Source organism: Nonlabens dokdonensis DSW-6, from assembly GCF_000332115.1.
GTDB classification, from domain to species: domain Bacteria; phylum Bacteroidota; class Bacteroidia; order Flavobacteriales; family Flavobacteriaceae; genus Nonlabens; species Nonlabens dokdonensis.
The window spans coordinates 2,115,868-2,140,143 of the sequence record NC_020156.1; the positions used below are offsets into that span (position 1 = coordinate 2,115,868).

General features: G+C 35.5%; 25 protein-coding genes. 9 read left to right on the forward strand and 16 right to left on the reverse strand.

The window, feature by feature from the left end:
* Window positions 1-9: 9 nt before the first annotated feature.
* From DDD_RS09305 to DDD_RS09315, 3 genes are all read right to left on the reverse strand, one after another.
* On the reverse strand, window positions 10-1,398 hold the full coding sequence (locus DDD_RS09305; protein ID WP_041567061.1) for an arginine decarboxylase: 1,389 nt from the start codon (window positions 1,396-1,398) through the stop codon (window positions 10-12).
* A 93-nt stretch (window positions 1,399-1,491) separates the two neighbouring features.
* Window positions 1,492-2,454: a pseudouridine synthase gene (locus DDD_RS09310; RefSeq protein WP_015362584.1), complete on the reverse strand. Its 963-nt coding sequence runs from the start codon at window positions 2,452-2,454 to the stop codon at window positions 1,492-1,494.
* Between the two features lie 247 nt (window positions 2,455-2,701).
* The gene (locus DDD_RS09315; RefSeq protein ID WP_015362585.1) at window positions 2,702-3,958 is read right to left on the reverse strand and encodes an ABC transporter permease; all 1,257 of its coding nucleotides are present in this window, start codon (window positions 3,956-3,958) and stop codon (window positions 2,702-2,704) included.
* Window positions 3,959-4,129: 171 nt separating this feature from the next.
* On the opposite strand from DDD_RS09315, the gene DDD_RS09320 reads away from it, so the two are divergent.
* Window positions 4,130-5,194 carry a diphosphomevalonate/mevalonate 3,5-bisphosphate decarboxylase family protein gene (locus DDD_RS09320; RefSeq protein WP_015362587.1) on the forward strand — a complete coding sequence of 355 codons (1,065 nt, stop codon included), beginning with the start codon at window positions 4,130-4,132 and terminating at the stop codon, window positions 5,192-5,194.
* Between the two features lie 2 nt (window positions 5,195-5,196).
* Window positions 5,197-6,135 (forward strand): mevalonate kinase family protein, encoded by a 939-nt coding sequence (locus tag DDD_RS09325; protein ID WP_015362588.1) that lies wholly within the window; start codon window positions 5,197-5,199, stop codon window positions 6,133-6,135.
* Window positions 6,136-6,214: 79 nt separating this feature from the next.
* Here the strand turns inward: DDD_RS09325 and DDD_RS09330 are convergent, their stop codons facing one another.
* From DDD_RS09330 to pepE, 5 genes are read right to left on the reverse strand one after another with little or no spacing between them, the layout of a single operon-like run.
* Complete coding sequence (locus DDD_RS09330; protein WP_111474703.1) at window positions 6,215-6,904, reverse strand: M15 family metallopeptidase; 690 nt, start codon at window positions 6,902-6,904, stop codon at window positions 6,215-6,217.
* A complete protein-coding gene (locus tag DDD_RS09335) occupies window positions 6,901-7,356 on the reverse strand; it encodes a GNAT family N-acetyltransferase (protein WP_015362590.1) in 456 nt (151 codons plus the stop codon). The genes DDD_RS09330 and DDD_RS09335 overlap by 4 nt, the downstream gene beginning before the upstream one ends.
* The gene (locus tag DDD_RS09340; RefSeq protein ID WP_015362591.1) at window positions 7,353-7,898 is read right to left on the reverse strand and encodes a GNAT family N-acetyltransferase; all 546 of its coding nucleotides are present in this window, start codon (window positions 7,896-7,898) and stop codon (window positions 7,353-7,355) included. Before DDD_RS09340 ends, DDD_RS09335 begins: the two co-directional genes overlap by 4 nt.
* Window positions 7,895-8,176, reverse strand: a complete 282-nt coding sequence (locus tag DDD_RS09345; RefSeq protein ID WP_015362592.1) for a GNAT family N-acetyltransferase — start codon at window positions 8,174-8,176, stop codon at window positions 7,895-7,897. Before DDD_RS09345 ends, DDD_RS09340 begins: the two co-directional genes overlap by 4 nt.
* A 12-nt stretch (window positions 8,177-8,188) precedes the next feature.
* Window positions 8,189-8,905, reverse strand: coding sequence for a dipeptidase PepE (pepE, locus tag DDD_RS09350; RefSeq protein WP_015362593.1), 717 nt, complete (start codon window positions 8,903-8,905; stop codon window positions 8,189-8,191).
* Between the two features lie 120 nt (window positions 8,906-9,025).
* On the opposite strand from pepE, the gene DDD_RS09355 reads away from it, so the two are divergent.
* From DDD_RS09355 to DDD_RS09385, 7 genes are all read left to right on the forward strand, one after another.
* Window positions 9,026-9,931 (forward strand): carboxypeptidase-like regulatory domain-containing protein, encoded by a 906-nt coding sequence (locus DDD_RS09355; RefSeq protein WP_015362594.1) that lies wholly within the window; start codon window positions 9,026-9,028, stop codon window positions 9,929-9,931.
* Window positions 9,906-10,451, forward strand: a complete 546-nt coding sequence (locus tag DDD_RS09360) for a hypothetical protein (protein ID WP_041567062.1) — start codon at window positions 9,906-9,908, stop codon at window positions 10,449-10,451. The genes DDD_RS09355 and DDD_RS09360 overlap by 26 nt, the downstream gene beginning before the upstream one ends.
* A 65-nt stretch (window positions 10,452-10,516) precedes the next feature.
* Complete coding sequence (locus tag DDD_RS09365) at window positions 10,517-11,104, forward strand: DUF6702 family protein (RefSeq protein WP_015362596.1); 588 nt, start codon at window positions 10,517-10,519, stop codon at window positions 11,102-11,104.
* Between the two features lie 62 nt (window positions 11,105-11,166).
* The gene (locus DDD_RS09370) at window positions 11,167-13,464 is read left to right on the forward strand and encodes a M1 family metallopeptidase (protein WP_015362597.1); all 2,298 of its coding nucleotides are present in this window, start codon (window positions 11,167-11,169) and stop codon (window positions 13,462-13,464) included.
* A gap of 80 nt (window positions 13,465-13,544) precedes the next feature.
* On the forward strand, window positions 13,545-14,372 hold the full coding sequence (locus DDD_RS09375) for a hypothetical protein (protein WP_015362598.1): 828 nt from the start codon (window positions 13,545-13,547) through the stop codon (window positions 14,370-14,372).
* 39 nt (window positions 14,373-14,411) lie between these two features.
* Complete coding sequence (locus DDD_RS09380) at window positions 14,412-14,687, forward strand: Sec-independent protein translocase subunit TatA/TatB (protein ID WP_015362599.1); 276 nt, start codon at window positions 14,412-14,414, stop codon at window positions 14,685-14,687.
* A gap of 8 nt (window positions 14,688-14,695) precedes the next feature.
* Window positions 14,696-15,268: a phosphatase PAP2 family protein gene (locus DDD_RS09385; protein ID WP_015362600.1), complete on the forward strand. Its 573-nt coding sequence runs from the start codon at window positions 14,696-14,698 to the stop codon at window positions 15,266-15,268.
* Here the strand turns inward: DDD_RS09385 and DDD_RS09390 are convergent.
* From DDD_RS09390 to purH, 8 genes are read right to left on the reverse strand one after another with little or no spacing between them, the layout of a single operon-like run.
* Window positions 15,251-15,904, reverse strand: a complete 654-nt coding sequence (locus tag DDD_RS09390) for an O-methyltransferase (protein WP_015362601.1) — start codon at window positions 15,902-15,904, stop codon at window positions 15,251-15,253. The two genes, DDD_RS09385 and DDD_RS09390, sit on opposite strands and share 18 nt — an antisense overlap.
* Window positions 15,905-15,954: 50 nt before the next feature.
* Window positions 15,955-16,770, reverse strand: a complete 816-nt coding sequence (locus DDD_RS09395) for a hypothetical protein (protein ID WP_111474704.1) — start codon at window positions 16,768-16,770, stop codon at window positions 15,955-15,957.
* Window positions 16,771-16,790: 20 nt separating this feature from the next.
* Window positions 16,791-18,068, reverse strand: coding sequence for a rod shape-determining protein RodA (gene rodA / locus DDD_RS09400; RefSeq protein ID WP_015362603.1), 1,278 nt, complete (start codon window positions 18,066-18,068; stop codon window positions 16,791-16,793).
* Between the two features lie 3 nt (window positions 18,069-18,071).
* Complete coding sequence (mrdA, locus tag DDD_RS09405; protein WP_015362604.1) at window positions 18,072-20,018, reverse strand: penicillin-binding protein 2; 1,947 nt, start codon at window positions 20,016-20,018, stop codon at window positions 18,072-18,074.
* Entirely contained in the window at window positions 20,015-20,524 is a 510-nt protein-coding gene (gene mreD / locus DDD_RS09410; RefSeq protein ID WP_041567063.1) for a rod shape-determining protein MreD, read from the reverse strand. The genes mrdA and mreD overlap by 4 nt, the downstream gene beginning before the upstream one ends.
* Window positions 20,517-21,344, reverse strand: a complete 828-nt coding sequence (gene mreC, locus DDD_RS09415; RefSeq protein WP_041567064.1) for a rod shape-determining protein MreC — start codon at window positions 21,342-21,344, stop codon at window positions 20,517-20,519. Before mreC ends, mreD begins: the two co-directional genes overlap by 8 nt.
* A 30-nt stretch (window positions 21,345-21,374) precedes the next feature.
* Window positions 21,375-22,409: a rod shape-determining protein gene (locus tag DDD_RS09420; RefSeq protein WP_015362607.1), complete on the reverse strand. Its 1,035-nt coding sequence runs from the start codon at window positions 22,407-22,409 to the stop codon at window positions 21,375-21,377.
* Between the two features lie 54 nt (window positions 22,410-22,463).
* The gene (gene purH / locus DDD_RS09425) at window positions 22,464-24,014 is read right to left on the reverse strand and encodes a bifunctional phosphoribosylaminoimidazolecarboxamide formyltransferase/IMP cyclohydrolase (RefSeq protein WP_015362608.1); all 1,551 of its coding nucleotides are present in this window, start codon (window positions 24,012-24,014) and stop codon (window positions 22,464-22,466) included.
* Window positions 24,015-24,276: the final 262 nt, after the last annotated feature.

Sequence of the window (24,276 nt, forward strand, 5' to 3'; positions counted from 1 at the left end):
TTCAATTTTCTAATACCCTAAGATTCCAAGCATTTGCTCACTCGTCTGTTGTTCTTTAAATATCTTAGTAGTGATGTTTCCACTTTCGTCTCTATCGATTAAAATGTGCTTAGGAGCAGGAATAAGGCAATGTTGTATTCCTCCAAAGCCACCTATACTTTCCTGATAAGCTCCTGTGTTAAAAAACCCTATATAAAGCGGTTTTTCTTTATGATATTTAGGCAGGTAAATGGCGTTTACATTTTGCTCACTATTATAATAATCATCGCTATCACAAGTAAGTCCTCCTAATAATACACGCTCGTATTCTTCATTCCAGCGGTTTAAGGCTAGCATGATAAAACGTTTGTTAATTGCCCATGAATCTGGTAATGTTGTAATAAAAGAACTATTGATCATGTTCCATTTTTCACGATCGTTTTGTTGCTTTTGATAAAGAACTTTATAAATGGCACCACCACTTTCTCCTACTGTAAAAGATCCAAACTCTGTAAAAATATGGGGAACATTTACACCAGCTTCGTCGCAAACTTGTTTGATTTGTGCTACAATTTCTGTAATCATGTATTCATAATCAAAGTCAAAAACAAGCGAATTCTTAATAGGAAAACCACCACCTATGTTAAGGCTGTCGAGCGATGGGCATATTTTTTTGAGACTTACATAAACTTTGAGACACTTATGTAATTCATTCCAGTAATAAGCATTATCTCTTATTCCAGTATTGATAAAAAAGTGCAACATTTTAAGTTGAACTTGATCATTTGACTCAATTTGGCTTTTGTAAAAGCTTAAAATATTTTTATAACCTATTCCTAGACGACTTGTGTAGAATTCAAATTTGGGTTCTTCTTCACTAGCTATACGTATGCCTACGTTGAATTTCTTACTCGTTACATCAGTAAGTAGTGTTAACTCTTCGTAGTTGTCTATAATAGGAATACAATTCTGTCCAGAATCGATAAGATCACCTATGTTTTGAATATATTGATCCCTTTTAAAACCATTACAAATAACAAAGGTGTCTTTCTTTATTTTCCCTTCTTTTTTCAGTTTAATGACAATGTTAATGTCAAACGCACTAGAAGTCTCGATATGAATGTCATTTGATAATGCCTCGTCAAGAACATGCTTAAAGTGAGAGCTTTTTGTGCAGTAGCAATAGTGATATTTTGCTTTGTAGTCCGCTTTCGCGAAAGCGGTATCAAACCAACTCTTTGCGCGATTTATATTATTTGATATTTTAGGTAAATATGTGAATTTTAACGGTGCGCCATATTGCTCTACCAGAGCCATTAGGTCGATGTCATGAAACTGAAGTTGTCCATCTTTTAATTCAAACTCCTCTGTCGGAAAGAAGTAAGTCTGATCGATGAGATCAATGTATTTTGTGTTCAATATGTAAACTGATAAAAAATTGTAAAGCAATTATTTGCTTTATAAAGATATTAAAAGTAAACAAGTTCAGGTTAATATAATGTTAATTTATTATTATATCATTTTGAGGTTAATGACCTCTTGTTCAGTTAATTTGCGGTAATGTCCACGTGGTAAATCCTTTTTAGTAAGACCTCCTAAAACAACTCTATCTAGCACTTTTACTTCATAGCCTACCGCTTCAAATAAATTTTGAACGATGTTGTCTTTTCCACTAAAAATTTCAATTCCTATCTCGTTGTTTTTACCGTTTTCTATGTAGTTGATATCTTTGATCTCAATTACTTCTTTATCGATAAGGATTCCCTTACGCAATTGCATCAAATGTTCATGTTTAAAACTGCGATCTAGGGCAACTTGATAAATCTTACGCAAAGGTTGCTTAGGATTATTCAGTTTATTTGCCATTTCAAGATCATTAGTAAAAAGCATAAGTCCTAAAGACGCTCTTCCTAATCTACCTACAAAATGTAAACTGTTAGGACTTGCATTTTCCATAAGGTCTAGAACGGTTTTTGAAGAACGTTCCCCTTTGCGAGGCGAGTTAAAACCTTTGGGCTTATTAAGTATGAAATATTCTTTCTTTGTAGGCTGTATAGGGCGATCGTCAAATCTTACTTCATCACCAGGCATTACTTGATATCCCATTTCTGTAACAGGTTTACCATTTACAGAAACACTTCCTGCTTTAATATAAATATCTGCATCGCGACGACTGCACAATCCAGAGTTAGCTATGTATTTATTAAGCCTAGTTCCTGCTTTGTCCGTTTTTCTTTTACTGAAGCTTTCTGCTTTCTTGCGCTCAATGTATTCTTTCTTTGTTACTGGTTTTCCAGAACGAGATGTACCTACCACTTGATTTTTTCCTCCACGAGTGGTTTTGCGATCATCGCTATCGTTACTTTTAGGAAATGACTTTCCTTTACGATCATTACTACTTTTATTAGGCGCGGCACTTTTACCATTGCGGCGGCCTTTACCTTTATTTTTTGATCCTTCGCTACCTCTGTTCATCGTATTCAAATTTTTTGCAAAGATAGCTTTTTAGAGTTTTGAATTCTAAGTTTTTAAATAGAGGAATTGAATTTAAATAAAGCGATTTATTGATAGTTGTTATTGTTGCTTTCTTGGAGAAATGAATCCAGTTTATTACGAACATCTTGTTGAAAAATCAACTGATTTAAAAAGGTGAATTCAAGAAATGATTGTTTTAAGAAAAGCTATTTTCTAATATACAGATGTGTAGGTAAAGCTGGAATTTCTACATTCCTGTCCTAATCGCTTCTACAGGATCAAGTCTAGCAGCGATAATAGCGGGAACAATTCCTGCTATTAAACCAATTATGGCGCTTATCGAGGTGCCCAACAATACATTTGAAGAAGATAAAACAAAGGTAAAATCTTCTGTTGAGCTATTGGCAATTATACTCGCAACCCAGACAAAGAGCAACCCAAACAGCCCTCCAAACAATGCAAGAATTATAGACTCAAATAAAAATTGTGAAAGAATAAAACGGCTTTTTGCACCTAATGATTTTTGAATCCCAATAAGGTTTGTACGCTCTTTAACACTCACAAACATGATATTTGCAATTCCAAAACCACCTACTAATACAGAAAAACCTGCAATTACAGCACCTACTAGAGTAAGTGTACTCGTTACAGTATCTAATAAATCTGACAGTCCTTTTATGGGATTGATAAAAAAGGTGCTTAATTCGCCTCGTTTCAAGCCTCTGTATAATCTTAGTTTTTGCTCAAGAGTAGCAACGAACTCATCTTGATCAACATCTTTTTTAGGTTTTACTATCACAGCAGGAAGTCTTGATCTATTATTATCTCCATAAATTTTTCTAACAAAACTTACGGGAACATAAGCACTACCATCCTTTGGAGGTCCAACACTCAAACCTTGACCTACTTTCTCCAGCACGCCTATCACGGTAAATTTATTACCGTAAAGCCTTACTCGCTTGCCTATAGGATCACTATCGCCAAAAAGGCTTTTTGCAACCTCATACCCCAAAACGGTAACTGGACTACCATTATTAGACTCTGCGCCATTAAAGAAACGACCATCCTCAAGTTTGAGATTTTCAATGTCATAATAACTGTCTGTTCCTGGTATGATGCTCACATTAGTCGCTGTATTATCTTCAAATTTTATATTTTCTGGACCAGAAAAAACGGTATAAGTGATCACATCTATATCCTCCATACTGCTTTCTAGCATCTCAAACTCTTCATAAGACACATTAGGAAAATTCTCGTATTGATAAGGCTCTAATTCGGTAGGAGCAAAGGAACGGCTCGTTACATAAATAGTAGAAATATCCAGCGAGCTCAATCCATCTCTAAACTCTCTTTCTAAGGAATCAACCGCAGCAAGAATACTGATAATCGCAAAAATTCCTATAGTTACACCTAATAATGATAGAAATGTACGCAGCAAATTTGTGCGCAGCGCATTCAATGCAAAAAAGAAACTTTCCTTTAAAACTCGTAGATAAATGAGCATGAATTGGCTTTAAATTTTTTAGCTAGTTAAAATAGGCTTTCTCATTGGACAAGATAATGGTATAAATGTTACAATAAAATTGGTTTATTGTTACGCTTTCGCGAAAGCGGACTCTCAACCATCCTAAAACCGTATTTCCTATCTTATATTTGTAAATTAAATGTAACACTTTTGGAAGATAATTTTAAACTAACGAGTTCTTTTGATTTAAAGGAATCCATGCAGACTAAATGGCAAGCGCCGTCTAATATTGCATTGGTAAAATACTGGGGTAAATATGGAATGCAATTACCAGCAAACCCTTCTTTGAGTTTTACGTTAAATGAGTGTCGAACGATCACAAAAGTAAAAGCAAAAACTGGAGAGCATGGCTTTTCTATAAGTTATGATGGAGTAGAAAAACCAGAATTTGCACCTAAGATTAAGGCCTACTTTGAGCGCATTGAAGATTACTGTCCTTGGATTTTAGATTACTATTTTGAGATTGATACACACAATACGTTCCCGCACAGCTCTGGAATAGCAAGTAGTGCTAGTAGTATGGCTGCTTTGAGTGCTTGTATGATGGATTTTGAAGCGCAACTGACTGGTCAAGAGTTGGATTATCATAAAATGTCCTTTCTAGCTCGTTTAGGATCTGGAAGTGCTTGTCGTAGTTTGAAAGGTGAAGCAGTACAATGGGGCGAGCATAAAAATACTGCCGACGGATCTAATTATTATGGAGTAGATAAGAGTGAACTATTGCATCCTATTTTTCAAGACTATCAAGACACTATTCTATTAGTAGACAAAGGAGAGAAGGTCGTGAGTTCTACAGTAGGCCACGATTTAATGAACGATCATGCTTATGCTTCTAGAAGATTTGAACAAGCTCATGAAAATCTTGCAACCTTGAAAACTGCTTTAAAAGAAGGAGACTTAGATACTTTTATAAAGATTACAGAGAGTGAAGCGCTTACCTTGCATGCGATGATGATGACTTCTCACCCTTATTTCATCTTGATGAAACCTAATACACTTTCAATTATAGAAGCTATATGGGCGTTTAGAAAAGAAACACAAATACCAGTTTGTTTCACACTGGATGCAGGAGCAAACGTTCACATGTTATATCCTAAAAAACATAAAGATAGCGTCGATAAGCTGATTAACAACAAATTGGCGCAATATTGTCAAAACTCTCATTATATTTGTGATGAAATAGGCACAGGCGCAACTAAGGTGCAAACCTCTTGATTATGAAAGGACCATTATTTTATTCTAAGATTTTACTTTTTGGGGAATACGGTATCATTAAAGATTCTAAAGGTCTTTCTATACCATATAATTTTTATAAAGGAGCCCTTAAAATAAGCACCGATCTATCAGATCAAGCTGCGCAATCTAATAAAAATTTAGAGCGACTTGCCGCTCATATTGAGGCACTACAAGATACTGATCAAGATTTTCCAAAATTTGATATTGCGAGTTTAAAAAGCGATGTGGAGGCTGGAATGTATTTTGACTCGAGCATACCTCAGGGTTATGGAGTAGGAAGTAGTGGCGCATTAGTAGCTGCTATTTATGATAAATATGCCATTGATAAAATCACGGTTCTAGAAAATCTTACTAGAAAGAAATTACTCGTTTTAAAAGATATCTTCGGTAAAATGGAGAGCTTTTTTCACGGTAAGAGCTCAGGATTAGATCCGCTTAATTCTTATTTGAGTTTACCTATACTTATCAATTCTAAGGAAGATATTGAACCAGCAGGAATTCCATCGCAACTTGCGACAGGAAAAGGAGCTGTTTTTCTTTTAGATAGTGGTATAGTAGGAGAGACCGCACCTATGGTAAACATTTTTATGGAAAATATGAAGCAAGAAGGTTTCCGTTCTATGTTAAAAGATAAATTTGTGAAGTACACTGATATGTGTGTGGAAGATTTCTTAAGTGGAGATGTGAAAGGACTTTTCGGTAACGTTAAGAAACTTTCTCATGTGGTTTTAGATAACTTTAAACCTATGATTCCTTCTCAATTTCATGAATTATGGAAGAAGGGACTGGACACCGGCGATTACTACCTAAAGCTTTGTGGTTCTGGTGGTGGTGGCTACATTTTAGGCTTTACAGAAGACCTAGAAAAAGCAGAAAAGACATTAGAAGATTACAAACTAGAAGTAGTATATTCTTTTTAGAAGAAACTTATTTATACATCAAAAACGCTCAATTGCAAAGTTGAGCGTTTTTTGTATGATACTATTGGCAAAGGAATCTTTAAGGTTTTAAAATAGGGTTTATTCCTTTAATATGTTCTTCAAGATAGCGCTCGATTCTTTGATCACTAATTTTATCCATTCCCATGATGTTCTCAGATCTTAGGAAAGATAGCAAGTCTATGTTTTGAAGGTAATTGTTATACCGCTTTCGCGAAAGCGGAACATAACTATAATGCCACGGTTCGTATTTGAAGCCAGTGCGGTTATCATTCATGGTATACACTAATTCAAAATCATAATTAGAAGCATGTTGCTCCATCCAATCTTTGAGCTTGCAAAAAGGACCAGTGCCATGAAATTTTGAAGGAACCAAAACGTCGCCGCTATAACTAGCGTTAGTATCTATGATATCTATGTCAGTACCCCAATGATGTCTTGAAGTCCCTGGAACAGTACTGTATTCCACAATTTTATCAAAAATGGCATCAGGTTCAAGACCTTGAGATTCGTATTTTTTATACTTACGATTCCAGATTTGTGTCTGTCGCTTAAAACTTCTATATCCAGAAACGACGCTTATTTGAATACCGTCTTTTGCAGCTTCTTTTTTCATCAGATCAAAAGCAGTTTGTACCTCTTTCTCTAGGAGGTTTTCAGGGTTAGGACTTTGCCCGGTCAGTTTTTCTAGATCAATTTTTTGTGGTTGACCCAAGAGCAGTAACAGTAAAATACCACAAGATCTCATCATAATAATTTCATCATTTTGTAGTGATCGCCCACTTTAGGAATTATAAAAGGCTCGCTTACGATTTCATATCCCATATTTTCATAAAAAGAAGTAGCGTTTACTCGAGCATTAAACCAAAGGCTTTGTATATGTTTTTCTTTGAGAAGCTTTTCGGCGTGTTTCAAGAGTTTTTTACCTATTCCTTTTCCTTGCGCTATTTCTAGTACAGCCATGCCTCGCAATTGATAACAATGATGTAGTTTGATGTGCTTGATTTGCTCTAGGTCAATATCTTTATTCATTAAAAAAGTCGCAACACCTATAATCTTATCCTTTTCAAAGGCTCCTAGGTGAAACGTAGTACCTAGTTCATCTCCTGAAAAACGACAGTCTTCCACAGGTCTTCCCTTACGCAAAACGGCATGTCTTACGGAATAGGTTTCTCTTGAAGTGATCGGAATTATTTGTATCATTTTTTAACTATGCTAAAGTAATGATCTTTATCTATTTGATAATGTCTTCCTGGTTCTCTTTCTTCCCAATAAAATCTATGATTAATATGCATGCCAAGACGTTGAGCGACCTTTTGTGAAGGATAGTTTAATTCATGTACTTGTGCGACAAGAAGTTCTAATTGATGATCCTCAAAGGCATGTCTCACCACTTCTAATCCAGATTCTGTAGCATAGCCATGACCCCAATATTTCTTCATAAAACGATAGCCTATATCTACAAAATCGGCACTTTTGTGATATTTAAGTCCTGACCATCCTAAAAACGCATCATCTGACTTTCTTATGACAGCGATTCTACCCATTTGATATAATCGGTATTGGCTATTTTTATTAGCGCTATAATCAATAGCAAATTCTTGCGCTGCTTCTACATCTTTAAAAGGAACATCACCAGTATACCGCATCACTTCTTCATCGTTATTGAGCTCAAATAAAAAAGGTGCGTCTTCTTTTATAAAGGGACGTAAGAAAAGACGTTCTGTTTCTAATTGAAGATTCATACTCTTACATCGTTCCAGTCTTGATTCTTGTCAAAAAGAACTTCCGCAAATGGACATAGCGGATTAATCTTATGGCCGTTTTCCTTTGCATACTCATAACTGCGTTCTACAAGTTTACTACCGAGTCCTTTTCCTTCTTTCTTACGATCTACTTCGGTATGATCAATGGTCATGACATTATCATTTAATGAATAAGTCAACTCTGCTATGGTATTATCATTTTCTTTGATGTAAAAAATACCTCTAGATTCGTTTTGGTTGTGTTTTATGGAGTCCATTTTCAAAAAGTTTTAATCTGTTATTTGTGCAAAGTTGTAACCTGTAGAAACTTCAATCGCATCATGGTTTTGTTTAAATATTCTTGCAGGGTGTTCTCCGCAAAGAATTTCCTCTTGTCCTTTAACTCTTATGTAGCTGCCTTCGCGCAAACCTACTACAGGTAGCGAGTTGTATGCATGAAATTCTTGGATGCGTTGCTCACGTGTTTCTCCCATATGTGTTGATGAAGGGTCAGGATCGAGGTAATGTGCATTTATATTATAACCTATAGCTCCAGTAGTTTTAAAACTAGAAGGCATGACTATAGGCATGTCATTTGTGTTTCTCATATTCAAACCACAAATATTGCTTCCAGCACTTGTACCTACATAAAAAGCCCCATTGTACATCTTCTTGCGTAAGGCAACCATTAAATCTAAATCGTGAAGCATTTTAACAAGAACAAAAGTATTGCCTCCACCAGTAAAGATTGCTTTTGCATCTTCCAGCGCTTTTTTAGGATCAGCAAATTCATGGATTCCTTTTACTTTAATATCAGAATTGTTAAAAGCGGTTTTTACTTTTGTGGTATATTCATCATGAGAAATAGCTCCAGGACGTGCGTACGGTATAAATAGCAATTGCTCTATGTCTTGATTTTTAATTTCTTCAAGAATGGTAGGAAGTAAATAACTCAGAAAACTCGTGCCATGAATAGTCGAGGTACTTGCGATAATCATGTTTCTCATGTAGAGGTTTTTACTAGGTTAAACATCGTTAAACTCAAACAATGATAGAATTATTTAGGCGTTATTTGTAATAATATTAAATTTTTGACATTATTTTAAGTCAAAAGCATTCTAGGATTCATGAAAAATATTCTACTACTTGTATTTATTGCTACTTCTCTTTCCTTCGGTCAAAAAGAGCGTATTCAAATACAAGGTTCACTAACAAGTGAATCTAATGAACCACTTCAAGGAGTGACCGTTTTTAATCAGGAAGCTCTAGAAGGAACTATTTCTAATAAGGAAGGTAATTTCTTTATCTATGCTAGAGAAGGCGATAAGCTTTCTTTTAAGGCTGTTCAATTTGAACCTTTTTCGCTTAAAATCACAGAGAAGATCATCAAAGATAAGAAAGTAAGGATTTCGCTTGATGAAGGCGTGAATGAACTTGATGAAGTTTTGATTCAAGATGGCTTGATGCGCATTAATGTTAAGAAAGTTACTTATGTAGATACTAAAGTTGACGAGGTAAGCGAGTTCAATCAAAAGACAAGAGCCGTGGATCGTATGGAAAACACTTTTTCTGATCGAGTGCGACAACCAGAAGAGTATCCCGTTAGAAATGAAGCCTTCAATCAAAATATGCCACGATTTAATATGACAAATCTTATCGGTGGACTGGCCATGCTTGCATTAGGAACCTCTTTGAATGCGTTGAACACCAACGTGGAAAACGCTATTGATGACGGTCCTGAGAAACGACGAGAAGAGTTTGATGTTTACTTGCTCAAAAATAAATACAGCACAGATTATCTTTTAGATTATTTAAAACTGCCTAAGGAAGACCTATACGAGTTCCTATATTTTACAAAAGATCAAGGATTAAACGAGTCTATGTTTGAGCCAGAAAGAGAACTAGATTTGTTACAATTCCTTTCAAATCAAGTAACTTTGTTCAAGGCAAAGAAAAATTACGTAAATAAAACAGAAGACATCTCACCTTCTGAAAATAAAAAAAGCAATGAAAACAAGATTATTAAAAATTAGCGCGTACTTATTATTAAGTTTTTTAATTACTAATTTGATCGCTTGCGATAGTGATGATGATTTACAAGTGGTTGTACCTGTTACAAACGTATTTTGCTATGGACCAGATTCTACTAGCACTTTTGAAACAAGAGCAGCATTTAACAATGATGTTATCGAGGAAGCAAATAATGTTTTTAGAACTACCGCTTTTCTCACCGATGGAAACATCACAGCAGATTCAAATGGAGCGCTTCAAGGTGCAGGCGTTTTGATGGACGTTGTTCTTTATGGGAATCAAGAAATCAACTTTCAATCAGGCACTTACCTTATTGACGGTAGTCAGGACGTAGGTAGAGCTTTCATATCTTATGATATTGATTTTGATTCAAATAGTACAGATAATCGCGGCATTAGACTTGTGTCAGGTAATGTAAAAGTGAGGCCTTATTTGACTGGTTTTGCCATTGAGATCGATGGAGTGGATATTAACGGAGATCGTTTTCACGGTATTTTCCTAGGTAATATTACAGAGATTTAGTGATAATCCATGCTTCGTTTTTTTGGCATGAAAATCGCAATTCTTTAATTTATTAAATAATTACTATGTTCAAAAGATTTAAAATTTTATGTGTTGCGGTATTGGGAATTCTGAGTCTTTCTTCCTTCTCAAAAGTAAGTTTATCAGTTCCTTCTGGTTTTTATTTTGATGATTTTGAAATGCTACGCTTTCGCGAAAGCGAGAACAACAACCTACACAAATACTATATTTCTGTTTCTAATGCAACTTATAGTAAAGAAGCCAAAAGTGTACAAATGATCACTAGGTTTTTTATAGATGATCTGGAAGATGTGATTAATTCACGCATTACAAACCCTATCAAACTAGGCGATAAGTCTACCATACAAGATGTTTATCCTCATTTAAAAGACTATCTGGACAAGAAACTGCAGGTTAAAATAAATGGAAAAACTTCAATCCCCAGTTTTCTAGGTGCCGAGTATGAGTCTGATCAAATTGTGCTTTACATCGAGATTCCTTCTGAAAAAATGCCGGAAACGATAAGCATGAAGTTTAATGCGTTTCTAGAGCTTTTTGAGGATCAAAAAAATCTAGTGCACATGAAAATTAACGGCATAAGAAGAACGCTGTTATTTGACAAAAACAAGTCTACAGATTCTGTGAAGTTTTAGTTAAAAGCTTTAAAACTTAACCATTATTGTTAATTTAGCAAACCTTAATTTAAACTATATACATGAAAGCTATTAAACTATTGTTTATCAGTATGATGCTGGTTTCTTATGGTTCTTTTGCACAAGAAGAAGAATCTAAAGAAGAACCTAAAGCTGAAGAACATTACAACGTCAACAAATTCCGCCAACTTTATCAGGAATTTTCCACACCTAACCAGTACCGTAGTGCTAGTGGTGCGCCAGGTCCTAATTATTACCAGCAAAGAGCTGATTATGAAATGGACATTAGACTAGATGATGATAATCATCATTTATATGGTTATGAAACGATTACTTACACTAACAATTCTCCAGATAATCTTGATTATCTATGGGTACAGTTAGATCAAAATATGCGTGCTAAGGATTCTAAAACACCTTTAATAGAAGGTGGTGGAGTACAGCCTTACATGCAACCAGCAGGATTTGCAGGTGAATACTTAAGCGAGCCTTTTGATGGTGGTTTTAATATTAAGAAAGTACTGGATAAAAGTGGTAACCCATTAACTTACATGATCAATCAAACGATGATGCGTGTAGAGTTACCAGAAACTCTAGAAAGTGGAAAGAAATTTGAATTTGACATTGAATGGGATTATAACATCAATGATCACGTAAATGGTCGTGGACGTAGTGGTTATGAGCAGTTTCCTGATGGTCACAGAGCTTATGTAATTGCTCAATTCTATCCTAGAATGGCAGTTTATAATGATGTAGAAGGATGGCAAAATAGCCAGTTTTGGGGACGTGATGAGTTCGCTTTGCCATTTGGTACGTTTGAAGTGAATATTACTGTTCCTGCAGATCACTGGTTAGACGGTACTGGTAAATTGCAAAACCGTAAAGATGTTTATACAAAGCAAGAACTAGCGCGTTATGAGCAAGCTCAAAAATCTTTTGATAAGCCAGTTGTAATTAGAACACAACAAGAAGCTGAAAAGCTTGCAATGATGCCTGGCTCAAAAGCTACAAAGACTTGGGAATTAAAAGCAGATTATGTTCGTGATTTTGGATGGACTTCTTCTCGTCGCTACGTTGCAGATGCAATGGCAGTGAAAGTAGGAGGAAAAGATATCATGGCCGTTTCTATTTATCCACCAGAAGGAAATCCTTTATGGGAACAATGGTCTTCTAGAGCAGTTGCTCAAACATTAAAGTCTTATTCAAGAATGACTTTTGATTACCCTTACCACAAAGCGATTTCAGTTCACGCAAAAAATCAAGGTATGGAATACCCAATGATATGCTGGAATTATGGTCGCCCAGATGCTGATGGTAATTATTCTGACCGCGTAAAGTTTGGAATGATCTCAGTAATAATCCATGAAGTAGGACACAACTATTTCCCAATGATCGTGAATTCTGATGAGCGTCAATGGACATGGATGGATGAAGGTTTAACAACTTTTACTCAATATATAGCAGAACAAGATTTTGGTGAAACTTATCCAGAAGCAATAGAAGGTCTTGATGCATACCCATCAAGAAGAGGACCAGCTGCTAAAATAGTACCTTACATGGCAGGTGATCAAAAGTACATCGCACCAATTATGAGTAAAGGTCTTAATACGTATCAATTCGGTTCTAATGCATATGGTAAGCCAGCAACGGCTTTAAATATCCTACGTGAAACTGTAATGGGACGTGAGTTATTTGATTATGCATTCCGCACTTATGCACAAAGATGGATGTTCAAACACCCAACACCAGAAGACTTTTTCCGTACGATGGAAGACGCAAGTGCCATGGATCTAGACTGGTTCTGGAGAGGATGGTTCTATACGACTCGTTATAACGATATGGGAATCAAATCTGTAGATAAGTACTTCGTTTCTAGCGAGAAAAATCAAGCTATGAAAGACCTGATGGCCGAAAGAAACATTCCAGAAGATAGAATTCCGCCATTAGTTTATATGGTTAAAGAAGGAAGTGAAGATTATAATGAAAACTTGAAAGGAAAAGAGCCAGCTGAAGTAGTAGGCGAATTAAAAACTTTCATGATGGATAACTTCACAGCTGAAGAAAGAGCTTCAATGAAGTCACCTAAATACTTCTATGAGATTACAGTAGAAAAGCCAGGTGGTCTTGTAATGCCTATCATAATAGAATACACTTATGCTGATGGAACCACTGAAACAGTTACCCATCCTGCAGAAATATGGAGGTATAACGACAAGGAAGTAGGTTTAAGCAAAGCAACTTCTAAGGAAATTACTAAAATCGTAATTGATCCTAAATTAGAAACCGCTGATATCGATGTTTCAAACAATTCATGGCCAGCAGCTGCTGAGGTGAATAAGTTTGAGCAAATGAAGCAATAGTAGTTTTCTACTTTTAAAATTTAAAGCCAGATTCACAATGAATCTGGCTTTTTTGTGTTTAATTAAAATACATTTGTAGCATGAAGTGTTTCTTTTCTTTTCTAATTCTAGCGGTGGCGTTTATATCATGTGATGATCCATCCTTAGATGACAATTCTGATATGAATCAAGAAGTAGTTGAGCCTGTCTTAGATGTAGTAGGATTAAGTGATATACAGATTGCTGCTACTACGCCAACTAATATTACAGATAATATTTTTATCACTTACGATCAAAATCAACTTATTACTAATATTTCTTTTAATGGAAATCAAGACCTGAACTACTCTTTTGATTATGCCGCAAACAACAGACTAGAAACTGCGGTAAGAACAGAATCAAACGTTACCACAACTTACGACTTCAGTTATGTAGATGATACAGTTATAATTGAGTTTACCGAATTAAACGGTAATGTAATAGAAAGACAACTTTATACAGATACTCAAAATAGAATTAATAGAGTGGTCACGAGACTTACTGATGTTGCTGGTACGACCACTCAAGTTGAAGATCTAAGGTATCAATATACAGCAAACTTTAACGTGAGTCGCATCAATAGTATTTCTGAAAATGGATTCACCATAATCGCTTACAGCGAGTTTACTTATGAGTTCAATAATAATCCATTCAGAGATATGAATGATGTTTTGAGAATCCTTATTTTTCCCGATTTTGTTCCTTACACTCGTTATTTACCTTCTAGTAGAATGGACTATACCAGCGATACTAATGGTGTAACGTTAGATCGTTCTTTTGATTATGTGTATACACTTCAAGAAGACCAGTTCCCAAGTTCGCGAGAAATCACCACTACAGAGTCAGGAATTACCGAAATTAGTTTTGAGTTTTTTAATTATATTCTATAGTCATACACATTCAAAATTCTGCTATCGTATATTTGCACTATGAAAATGATCCCTTTATTTATCAGCACGCCAGAGCTTATGATTGTAGGCTTGGTGGTGATTTTGGTTTTTGGTTCAGACAAGTTGCCTGAGATCGCTAGAGGTCTCGGTAAAGCTATGAAAACAGTGCGCAATGCTACTGATGATATCAAGCACGAGATTACTAAAAGTGCAGACGAACACGGTTTTACAAAAGACGTAACAGAAATCACCAAAAAAATTGAAGAGGTTAAGGATCAAATAGAAGATTCTGGCTCCATAAAACGCAAATTCTAATTGCGGTTATGTGGGAGCAGCTTGTAGAAATTGATCAACAATTATTCAGGTGGATCAATAATTTATGGATAGGAAAGTTTCATAGTTTTTGGCTTTTTGTTACCCAAATTCAAAATTGGTTTTTTCTATACCTTGTTTTCTTTTTCCTGCTGTTCAAAAAATTTGAAAAACCTACTCGTTATCTGGCAATGGTAATGATTCCAGTGGTAGTTATTATCAGTTTATCCTTGACTAATTTGGTAAAAAATGGCGTAGAGCGTTTACGTCCTAATAATGAGCCGCTTTTAATGGACAGCATCCAAGTGTTGCTCCAACCAGAAAATTTTAGTTTTTGGTCTGGTCCTAGTGCAGTAAGTTTTGCAGTAACAACTTTTGTGGTTCATGCGTTGCGATCTAGGAATGCTACCAAGTGGATTTACTTATTCTATTTATGGCCATTCACTTTTGCTTTTTCTAGAATATTTGTAGGCGTACATTACCCAGCAGATATTACCGTAGGAATGCTAGTTGGATTATTTCTAGGATGGATAAGTTTTGTGCTCTTTGCAAAAATGACAAGAACACTACATCACACGGCTTAATGTGAGGCCATCACGTACCGATAGAAGCACAGTTTGCAATCTAGGGTCTTCTTTTAAAAGTCGATTAAATTCAAGAAGAATAGGAGTAGATTTATCCTTTGCATTGACTTCTTCTACTACTTTACCATGCCACAAAACATTATCAGAAATAATGAGGCTGCCCGAGTGTACTTTTTCCATAATAAGGTGAAAATAGTTTATATAATTAGGCTTATCGGCATCTATGAAAACAAGGTCAAAGGTTCCTTCCAGCTCTGGGATTATTGTCGTAGCATCACCTATTTTTTGGTCAATGGAAATGTTTTTAGTTCCGCTTTCGCGAAAGCGAGAAAAATATCCAGCTGCAAGATCTTCTAGTTCTTCATTAATATCGATGGTCATGAGCTCACTATTATCAGGCATTCCTTCAGCAATGCAAAGCGCAGAGTAGCCGGTGAAGGTTCCTATTTCTAGCACGCGTTGAGGTGTTTTTAAATGGGAGATCATACTCAAAACACGGCCTTGATAAGGTCCAGAAAGCATGATGGGTTGCAACACCTTTTGATATGTCTCTCGAGTTAGATCTTGAAGAATTTGCGGCTCATCTTCAGAATGAGCGACAATGTAATTATCAAGATCTTTAGGTAAGAAAAACATGAAATGGTTTTAGAAATGTAAAATTACGAAGTAAGATTTTAATTGTACTCCTATTTTGAGATTTGAAGATGAATATGATCATCATGTCTCACGGCATGACAGCCATGAAAACGTATTGTATTTCTATAATTAGAGCTTGGGTTAATTCTTTGAGCCAAATGAGGTTCAATAAAAATTTTACTGGCGTTAGTTTTTAAAATTAAGTTCTCTATCAAATATCTTGTATAATCTAGATCTATTTCTAGCTCTTTATCGGTATTAAAACCTATGTATTTTGCATAGTCATATTGCCAGTAACCAGCGTCTTTGCATTTTTGCGGCTGGTTCACTTCTCCTTGTAGAGGCTCTTCATAAACTCCATATCCTAGAAGTGATGGGTTATCATTTGTCGTTTTACCACCTGCATCTTGATAAATAAATGCCAAATCAATTTTGCGACCATCATTATGGCTTAAATGTGGCAATAAAGGAAATCCATCGATGAATGGAAATCCTGCGTCGAGATAGGTTACTGAAATACCATAATTAGTTTCAAAATCTTTGGATGCCTCTACTAAGTTATTATATAAATCATCATGAACGTAATTTCTACACAACAGTACATAGCCTAAATTATGAGGTTGAATATATTCTTCAAATACAGGTAAGGACCTTCGTTGATTAAAAGGAGCAACAATAGGTACAATAAGAGCGATACAAAGTAAATATGTGACAGAAAAAGCTAGAAGCCTTTTCTTTTTATTCCATAAAGACTTCTTAATCTTAAAATATCCAAAAACAGCGATCCAAATAACTCCACCTACTTGAGTGAGCAATGTCAAGAAAATGACAATTAAAATTTGGATGAAGATTTTGAGATATTTCAATATTAATATTTTCTTAGCACTTAATGCTCATAACTCATTCTATGCGCGTCTAGTTTTATAAATATAAATAGTAAAATGGTAAAACCCATTAAACCACTACCACCATAACTCATAAATGGTAGAGGGATACCTACTGTAGGAAGTAAACCGATTACCATACCTACGTTTACAAAAAAGTGTAAAAAGAAAATCCCAGCGACGCCATAACCATATATACGCGCAAACTGATTGCGCTGTCGCTCTGCCATTATAATAACTCGATAGATGAGAAAAACGAATAATAAAATAGTAACGCTTGTTCCTAAAAGACCAGAAACTTCTCCTATCGCACTGAAAATAAAATCCGTATGCTGTTCTGGCACATAGCCGCCTCTTGTTTGTGTAGCTTCTTCTAGCGGTTTGCCTATAATACCACCATTTCCTATGGCGATCATGCTTTGGTTAATATTATAACCTATACCAGCATCATCTTGAACGCGTCCTAAAACTATATCAATGCGGTTTCTATGACGGTCTTCCAGTACATTATTAAAAATATAACTGGTAGAAAAGGTGTAAGCAATACAAAGTACAGCGGCAATTACGTAAAGGTAAACTCTCGGTTTAGGAAGACGCTTTTTGTGTTTCCGCTTTCGCGAAAGCAGATACATAACCACCACCACAGATAGTATCATGAGTATGATCCAACCTATGTGAATGACCAGTGCTCCTAAAAATAAAGCTAAAGCAATCACTCCTAAACTTAAATACCAAGGTGATAATCCTTCTCTATGTAAGGCAAAGAAAAATGCGGCGTAGATTAAAGCACTTCCAGGATCTGGCTGTGGAACAATAAGTAAAGCTGGTAGAGCAATAATTGCTGCTACAATCATAAAATCCCTTACGTTTTTTAAAGAAACATCCAGCTGGCTAAGATATTTTGCCACGGCTAGGGCAGTCGCAAACTTTGCAAATTCACTAGGTTGAAACGTAAAGGAACCTATAGGATACCAAGAAATAGCTCCATTTACCTCTTTTCCAAAAACGTATAATCCCGCAAGTGAAACGAGAGAAATAACATAAATTAATCCAGCAAAGCGCTCGTAAAACTTTACTTCTACCGCAAGAATGATAATAATGAATACCGTACAAACACCTATGAATAAAAGCTGCTTTCCATAAACCTGACTGATGTCAAAAATGGAAGTGTATTCTGTTACTGGAGCGGCGCTGTAAATGCTAAAAAAGCCTATAAAAACTAATGCAGCATAAATAAGTATGGTGACTATGTCATATTTTGGTTTATCGCCTAGTCCCATTTTTTACTTCAAAAATTTGATTTGTAGACTATCTACTAGACTTTGCAGCGACTTTTCCTTCTGTTCTGTAATCAAACCTTGATCTATTGCCTCATTGATTTTAAAAGGTTGATTACTTATTCTTTTAGCATATTCATATTCTAAGCTGTGGCTTAGTAAGTACTTTTCTAAATCTGTCCTTGTAATTTCTCCTTTGATGTGTTTTTCAATAAGCAAGCTTGCTATTTTTGCTGCATATCTAGAGCCCCAATAGCCGTTTTCAATAAAAACAGCAATAGCTATTTTAGGATCATCTTTGGGAGCAAACGCAATAAAAACCGAGTGATCTGTAAGTTGTTTTCGTTCTCCATTGATTTTAGTGAAATTTTCTACTGTACCGGTTTTACCACAAATTTCTATGCCTGGAACTTGAACATATTTTGCAGTTCCAGATTGATACACCTCATTCATACCTTCAATTACAGGTTCAAAATGTTCTGCATCTATGGTGGTAAAGTTTTTCTCCGTGTACTTTTCATTACTGATAGGCTCACCGTTCATCTTTTTGATGATGTGTGGGCGATAATAAAATCCTCGATTTGCGATTGCGGCAGTCATGTTTGCTAGCTGTATAGGTGTTACAGCTACTTCACCTTGCCCTATAGCATTAGAAATAGTAGTAGGAGCATACCATTTGTATTTGTATTGTGAAGTATAATAATCTCCATCTGGAATACGACCAGGTTGCCCTACTGGTAAATCATACCCAAGATAATCACCTAATCCAAAACTAGTCACATGGTCGTGCCATACATCCATTCCTTCAGGAGCTGTTTTTTTACTCTCTATGATTCTACGATACACTTGAGCAAAATAAGAGTTACAACTCTCAGCAATCCCTCTATTCATAGCTAGTGGACTTGCGTGAGCATGACAACCTAATTTCTTCTTGCCACCATAATTATACCCATGATTGCAGCTAAATCGTTCTTTAGGAGAAATCACTCCTTCTTGTAAACCTACAAGTGCATTGATAACTTTAAAGGGAGAACCAGGCGCGTACTGACCTTGTAAAACTCTATTTACATCAGGAAGTCTTATGGTATCTCTAAGGATTGCATTGATGTTTTTAGATCGATCACGACCCATTAATAAACTGGGGTCATAATTAGGAGCGGTAACTAAAGTAAGAATTTCACCTGTTTTAGGTTCAATAGCAACGATACCACCGCGTTTATTCACCATAAGCCTTTCTGCATATTCTTGAAGATCTTTATCTAAAGTTACTGTTAGATCAGTCCCAGCGACTGGAGCTACATCGCTGGATCCATTCTTGTAAGATTCTATTGCTCTTCCATAATGATCTCTTGTGTATTTTTTATAGCCTTTTTCTCCTCTTAATTCTTTCTCATACTGCAGTTCAATACCACTTTTTCCAGCTAAGTCACCTTGAACATAATAATCGTCCTTTTTTATAGTACCTTGATTCACCTCTCTTATATAGCCCAGAACACTCGCACTATGATCTACCAGATATTTGCGCAAAGAACGCCTCTGAATGTAAAATCCTGGAAATTTTCTAAGCTGTTCTTGCAAAGGAGCATACTCTTCTTGCGTTAATTGAGGAATAATGACGCTGGCCTGCTTTTCAGACCATTTTTTAGCAGTAATCAGTTTTTTTTCAAGCCTCGACTCTTCTATTCTCAATAGCTTGGATAATTCTGTAATATTAACATCTCCTGTTTCTCTAGGAATTACCATTACATCATAAGCAACTTGATTTGCTACCATCAATTTTCCGTTGCGGTCGTATATAAAACCACGTTCTGGATAATTGTAGACTGTTTTTACTGAATTGTTTTCGGCTTCAAGAGCCAATTCATCCGAGATGATCAATTGTAAATAAATCATTCTTCCTAAAAAGATGATTCCTACTAAGGTGACTATTGAAAAGAGTAATAATTTTCTCATGATTTTACTCTAGGTTTGAATAAGGCCAATAATATAGTATTAACGACTAAGGTAGCCGCTCCGATACTCAACGTTAGTTTTAAAGTATAAAGTATTTGAGAGCCGTTAAATATCACTAAAGAAAAGAATACAATATGATGAACTACAATACAAAAAACAAGTAACAATAATAAACGGTCAAATGGCGATTGAAGCACCTTAATATTCTTCATTTTATAGCTTTCACCGTAAACTAATCTTAACCATAAAGGTCTTGTGAAAGCGAGAGTGAGACATGCTGCTGCATGAGCACCACCAGTGTCTTGAAAGGTATCTAAAATAATTCCTAGCACAAAAGAAATGATCATGACGTCCCACCTCTTATTTTCTATTGGGTACAACACAATAAATAGAAGATACACCATAGGATTTATGAAGCCCATAAAATTAATTTGATCAAACAGAAATATCTGTAAAATCAATAGACCTAAAAACCTAACGGTATTTGTAATTAGATTTCTATTCATTTGTTCCTAACGTATCGATTACCTTAATTGCATTTTGATCTCTATTTTTGACCACGTAAACATGATCTAAATCTGTCATATCATTGAATAATTGAACAGTAATTTTATAACGTGAGCCGTTCTCAACAAGCTCTGCACCTTGAACTACACCTATCAATATATCGGAGGGAAACATGGTGGACTGTTTTCCGGTTATAATAGTATCGCCTCTAGTTACTCTTGCAAGTCGAGGCACGTCTTCTAAACTCATTAAATAAGGGTCTTTCCCATCCCATTTTAAAGAACCTATAGTTGCAGTTCCTTTAATTTGCGCATTTAATGAAATCTGAGAATTTAGAATGGAGATAACTCTGGAAAATTTATTGCTACTATAATCTATCACACCTACTATTCCGCTAGGGGAAATTACACCCATATCAGGTTGAATACCTTGATTAGATCCTATATCTACGGTTAAATAATTGTCAGATTTATAAAAATCATTTTTGATTACTCTAGCAGGAAAAATACGATAAGGAATACTATCTGAAAAGTTGTAGCTTGTTTCTTTACCTAACAAAGTGTCACCTATTTCAAGCAATCTCATTCTAAGTGAGGCATTTTCTTCACTCAATTTATTATTATGATTTGCTAAATCAAAGTAATCATAAATACCATTTCTGGTATTGAGAATACCACCGGTGATATTCCCAGTAGAATGTATAGTTGTATTACGATGGTAATCGTGCGATTGTATGGTAAATGTTAACGCAATTACCATTAAAAATAGATACAACAACAAGTTTCTGTACTTGATCAGAAAATTGATTATTTGTTGCATGTGAGAATATCAATAAGTTAGGGTTAAATTTTAGTACTTATTTGCAAGAACACTTTTGTATTTATCCAAATTTTTGAGCGTTAAGCCAGTTCCTCTCACTACGGCTCTTAATGGATCTTCTGCAATGTAAACTGGTAAATCTGTTTTTTGAGATAAACGTTTATCAAGTCCACGCAACATAGAACCTCCACCAGCTAGATAAATACCGGTATTGTAAATGTCAGCTGCGAGCTCAGGTGGAGTTTGAGATAAAGTTTCCATAACCGCATCTTCCACTCTCAAAATCGATTTATCCAGAGCTTTTGCAATCTCTCTGTAACCTATTTTAACTTCTTTAGGTTTACCAGTAAGTAAATCACGTCCTTGAACGCTCATTTCTTCTGGCGGCACTTCTAAGTCTTCTGTAGCAGCTCCTATTTGAATTTTAATTTTCTCTGCCGTACGCTCACCTACATAAAGGTTGTGTTGAGTACGCATGTAATAAACAATGTCGTTAGTGAAAACATCACCAGCAATTTTTACAGATTTATCACAAACGATTCCACCTAATGCTATTACTGCAATTTCTGTTGTTCCACCACCTATATCAACGATCATGTTTCCCTTAGGTTGCATAATGTCTACACCTATACCTATAGCTGCTGCCATAGGCTCATGGATCAAATAAACCTCTTTACCATTAACTCGTTCTGCACTGTCTTTAACGGCACGCATTTCCACCTCGGTAATTCCTGATGGGATGCAAATTACCATACGCAAAGAAGGAGCAAACCACCTTTTCTTTAAAGCAGGAATCTCTTTAATAAACATAGAGATCATTTTTTCACTTGCGTCAAAATCTGCAATAACACCATCTTTGAGCGGGCGTATCGTTTTAATATTTTCATGGGTTTTTCCCTGCATCATCGCAGCTTCTTTTCCTACAGCAATAATTTTACCAGTAGTTCTATCGCGAGCAACGATAGATGGACTGTCTACAACTACTTTACCGTTGTGAACAATGAGCGTATTTGCCGTACCTAGGTCGATGGCAATATCTTCTGTGAGGAAATCAAAAAATCCCATAAATGAGGAGTAGAAAAACGTTAATAATTAGGGTATTGCAAAGTTAACATAATTCTAGTGTTTAAAATGCCTTGTACCTGTGAAAACCATCGCAATATTATTATTATTACAATAATCAATAGATAGTTGATCTTTTATAGATCCTCCAGGCTGAATAACTGCTGTAATCCCAGCATTATCAGCTATTTCTACACAATCAGGAAACGGGAAGAATGCATCACTTGCCATAACCGCTCCTTTTAAATCAAATTTGAAGGAGTTTGCTTTGTGTATCGCTTGATTTAATGCATCTACACGTGAAGTTTGACCAGTACCACTAGCACAAAGTTGCTTGTTTTTTGCAAGAACTATGGTATTAGACTTAGTGTGTTTACAAAGTTTTGAAGCAAATAATAAATCGCTTATTTGCTCTTCACTCGCTTGAATATCAGTCGCATTTTTCAATCCAGACTTTTCATCTGTTTTGAGGTTAGGGTCTTGAACTAGATAGCCGTTTAAAGAAGCTCTTACTTCAAGTTTGTTGGTATCTCGCTTTCGCGAAAGCGCACCATCAACCAGCTCTAACATGATTCTATTTTTCTTTCCTTTTAAAATTTCTAGTGCGTCTGCTGCAAAAGATGGGGCAATCACAACTTCACAAAATAATTTATGAATCTCTGTTGCAGTCGCAGCATCTATTTCGGTATTTGAAATTAAAATACCTCCAAAAGCAGAAACAGGATCTCCAGCAAGAGCATCTAAATAAGCCTGATGAATAGAATCTCTTTGTGCTACGCCACAGGCATTGTTATGTTTAAAAATGGCAAAAGTGGGTGCGTCATTTACGAACTCGCTCATCAAATTGACTGCTGCATCTACATCTAATAAATTGTTATAGGATAACTCTTTACCATGATGCTTAATAAACATTTCATTAAAATCACCATAGAACCAGCCTCGCTGGTGTGGATTTTCTCCATAACGTAACGGCATTACATTTTGCTCACTTACTTTTAAAGCTTTTGTGGCTGAATTTCCTGAAAAATAGTTGTAAATCGCGCTATCGTAATGTGAAGAAACATTAAAACAAGTAGTTGCAAACTCTTTGCGCTGCTCTAATGTTGTGGCGCCTTCACCGGATTCTAAAACCTCAAGAAGCTTTTTGTAGTCATCTACCGTTCCTACACATAAGGTGTCTTTATAGTTTTTTGCTCCAGCTCGAATTAAAGATATTCCACCTATATCTATTTTTTCAATAATATCTTGCTCTGCAGCGCCGCTAGCAACGGTTTTTTCAAACGGATATAAGTCTACAATAACGATATCAATTTGAGGGATATCAAATTCTTCTAATTGAGACACATCTCCTTCATGATCACGCCTGTTTAAAATTCCTCCAAATACTTTAGGATGTAAAGTTTTAACACGTCCACCTAGTATCGATGGGTAAGAGGTTACATCTTCAACAGGAACTACCTTTATTCCAAGATCTGTAATAAATTTTTCTGTTCCTCCGGTAGAATATATGGTTATTCCTAAATCGTTCATTTTTTGAACTATAGGAGCAAGTCCATCTTTGTTAAATACAGAAATCAAGGCACTTTTGGCAGTAATATTATTGCTCATATTATTGTAGTATAATTAGATTTGGAAAAACGCAAAAGTAATTAATTGAAGTGGTTAATTTTTTTAGCTGGTGTAATTAATCGATACTTTTTTGAACTAAGTATGAGAAAGAGAATTTATATTACTGTTTAATAAAATTTTAAGGTTCAATAGAAAAACCTTAAACGTTTACACAAATTAAGCTTTTATTAACACGACTATCACATCTTTATCACGGTTAAAAACGTAAATAGTGATAGTTAAAAGTGATTCTTTCCATATT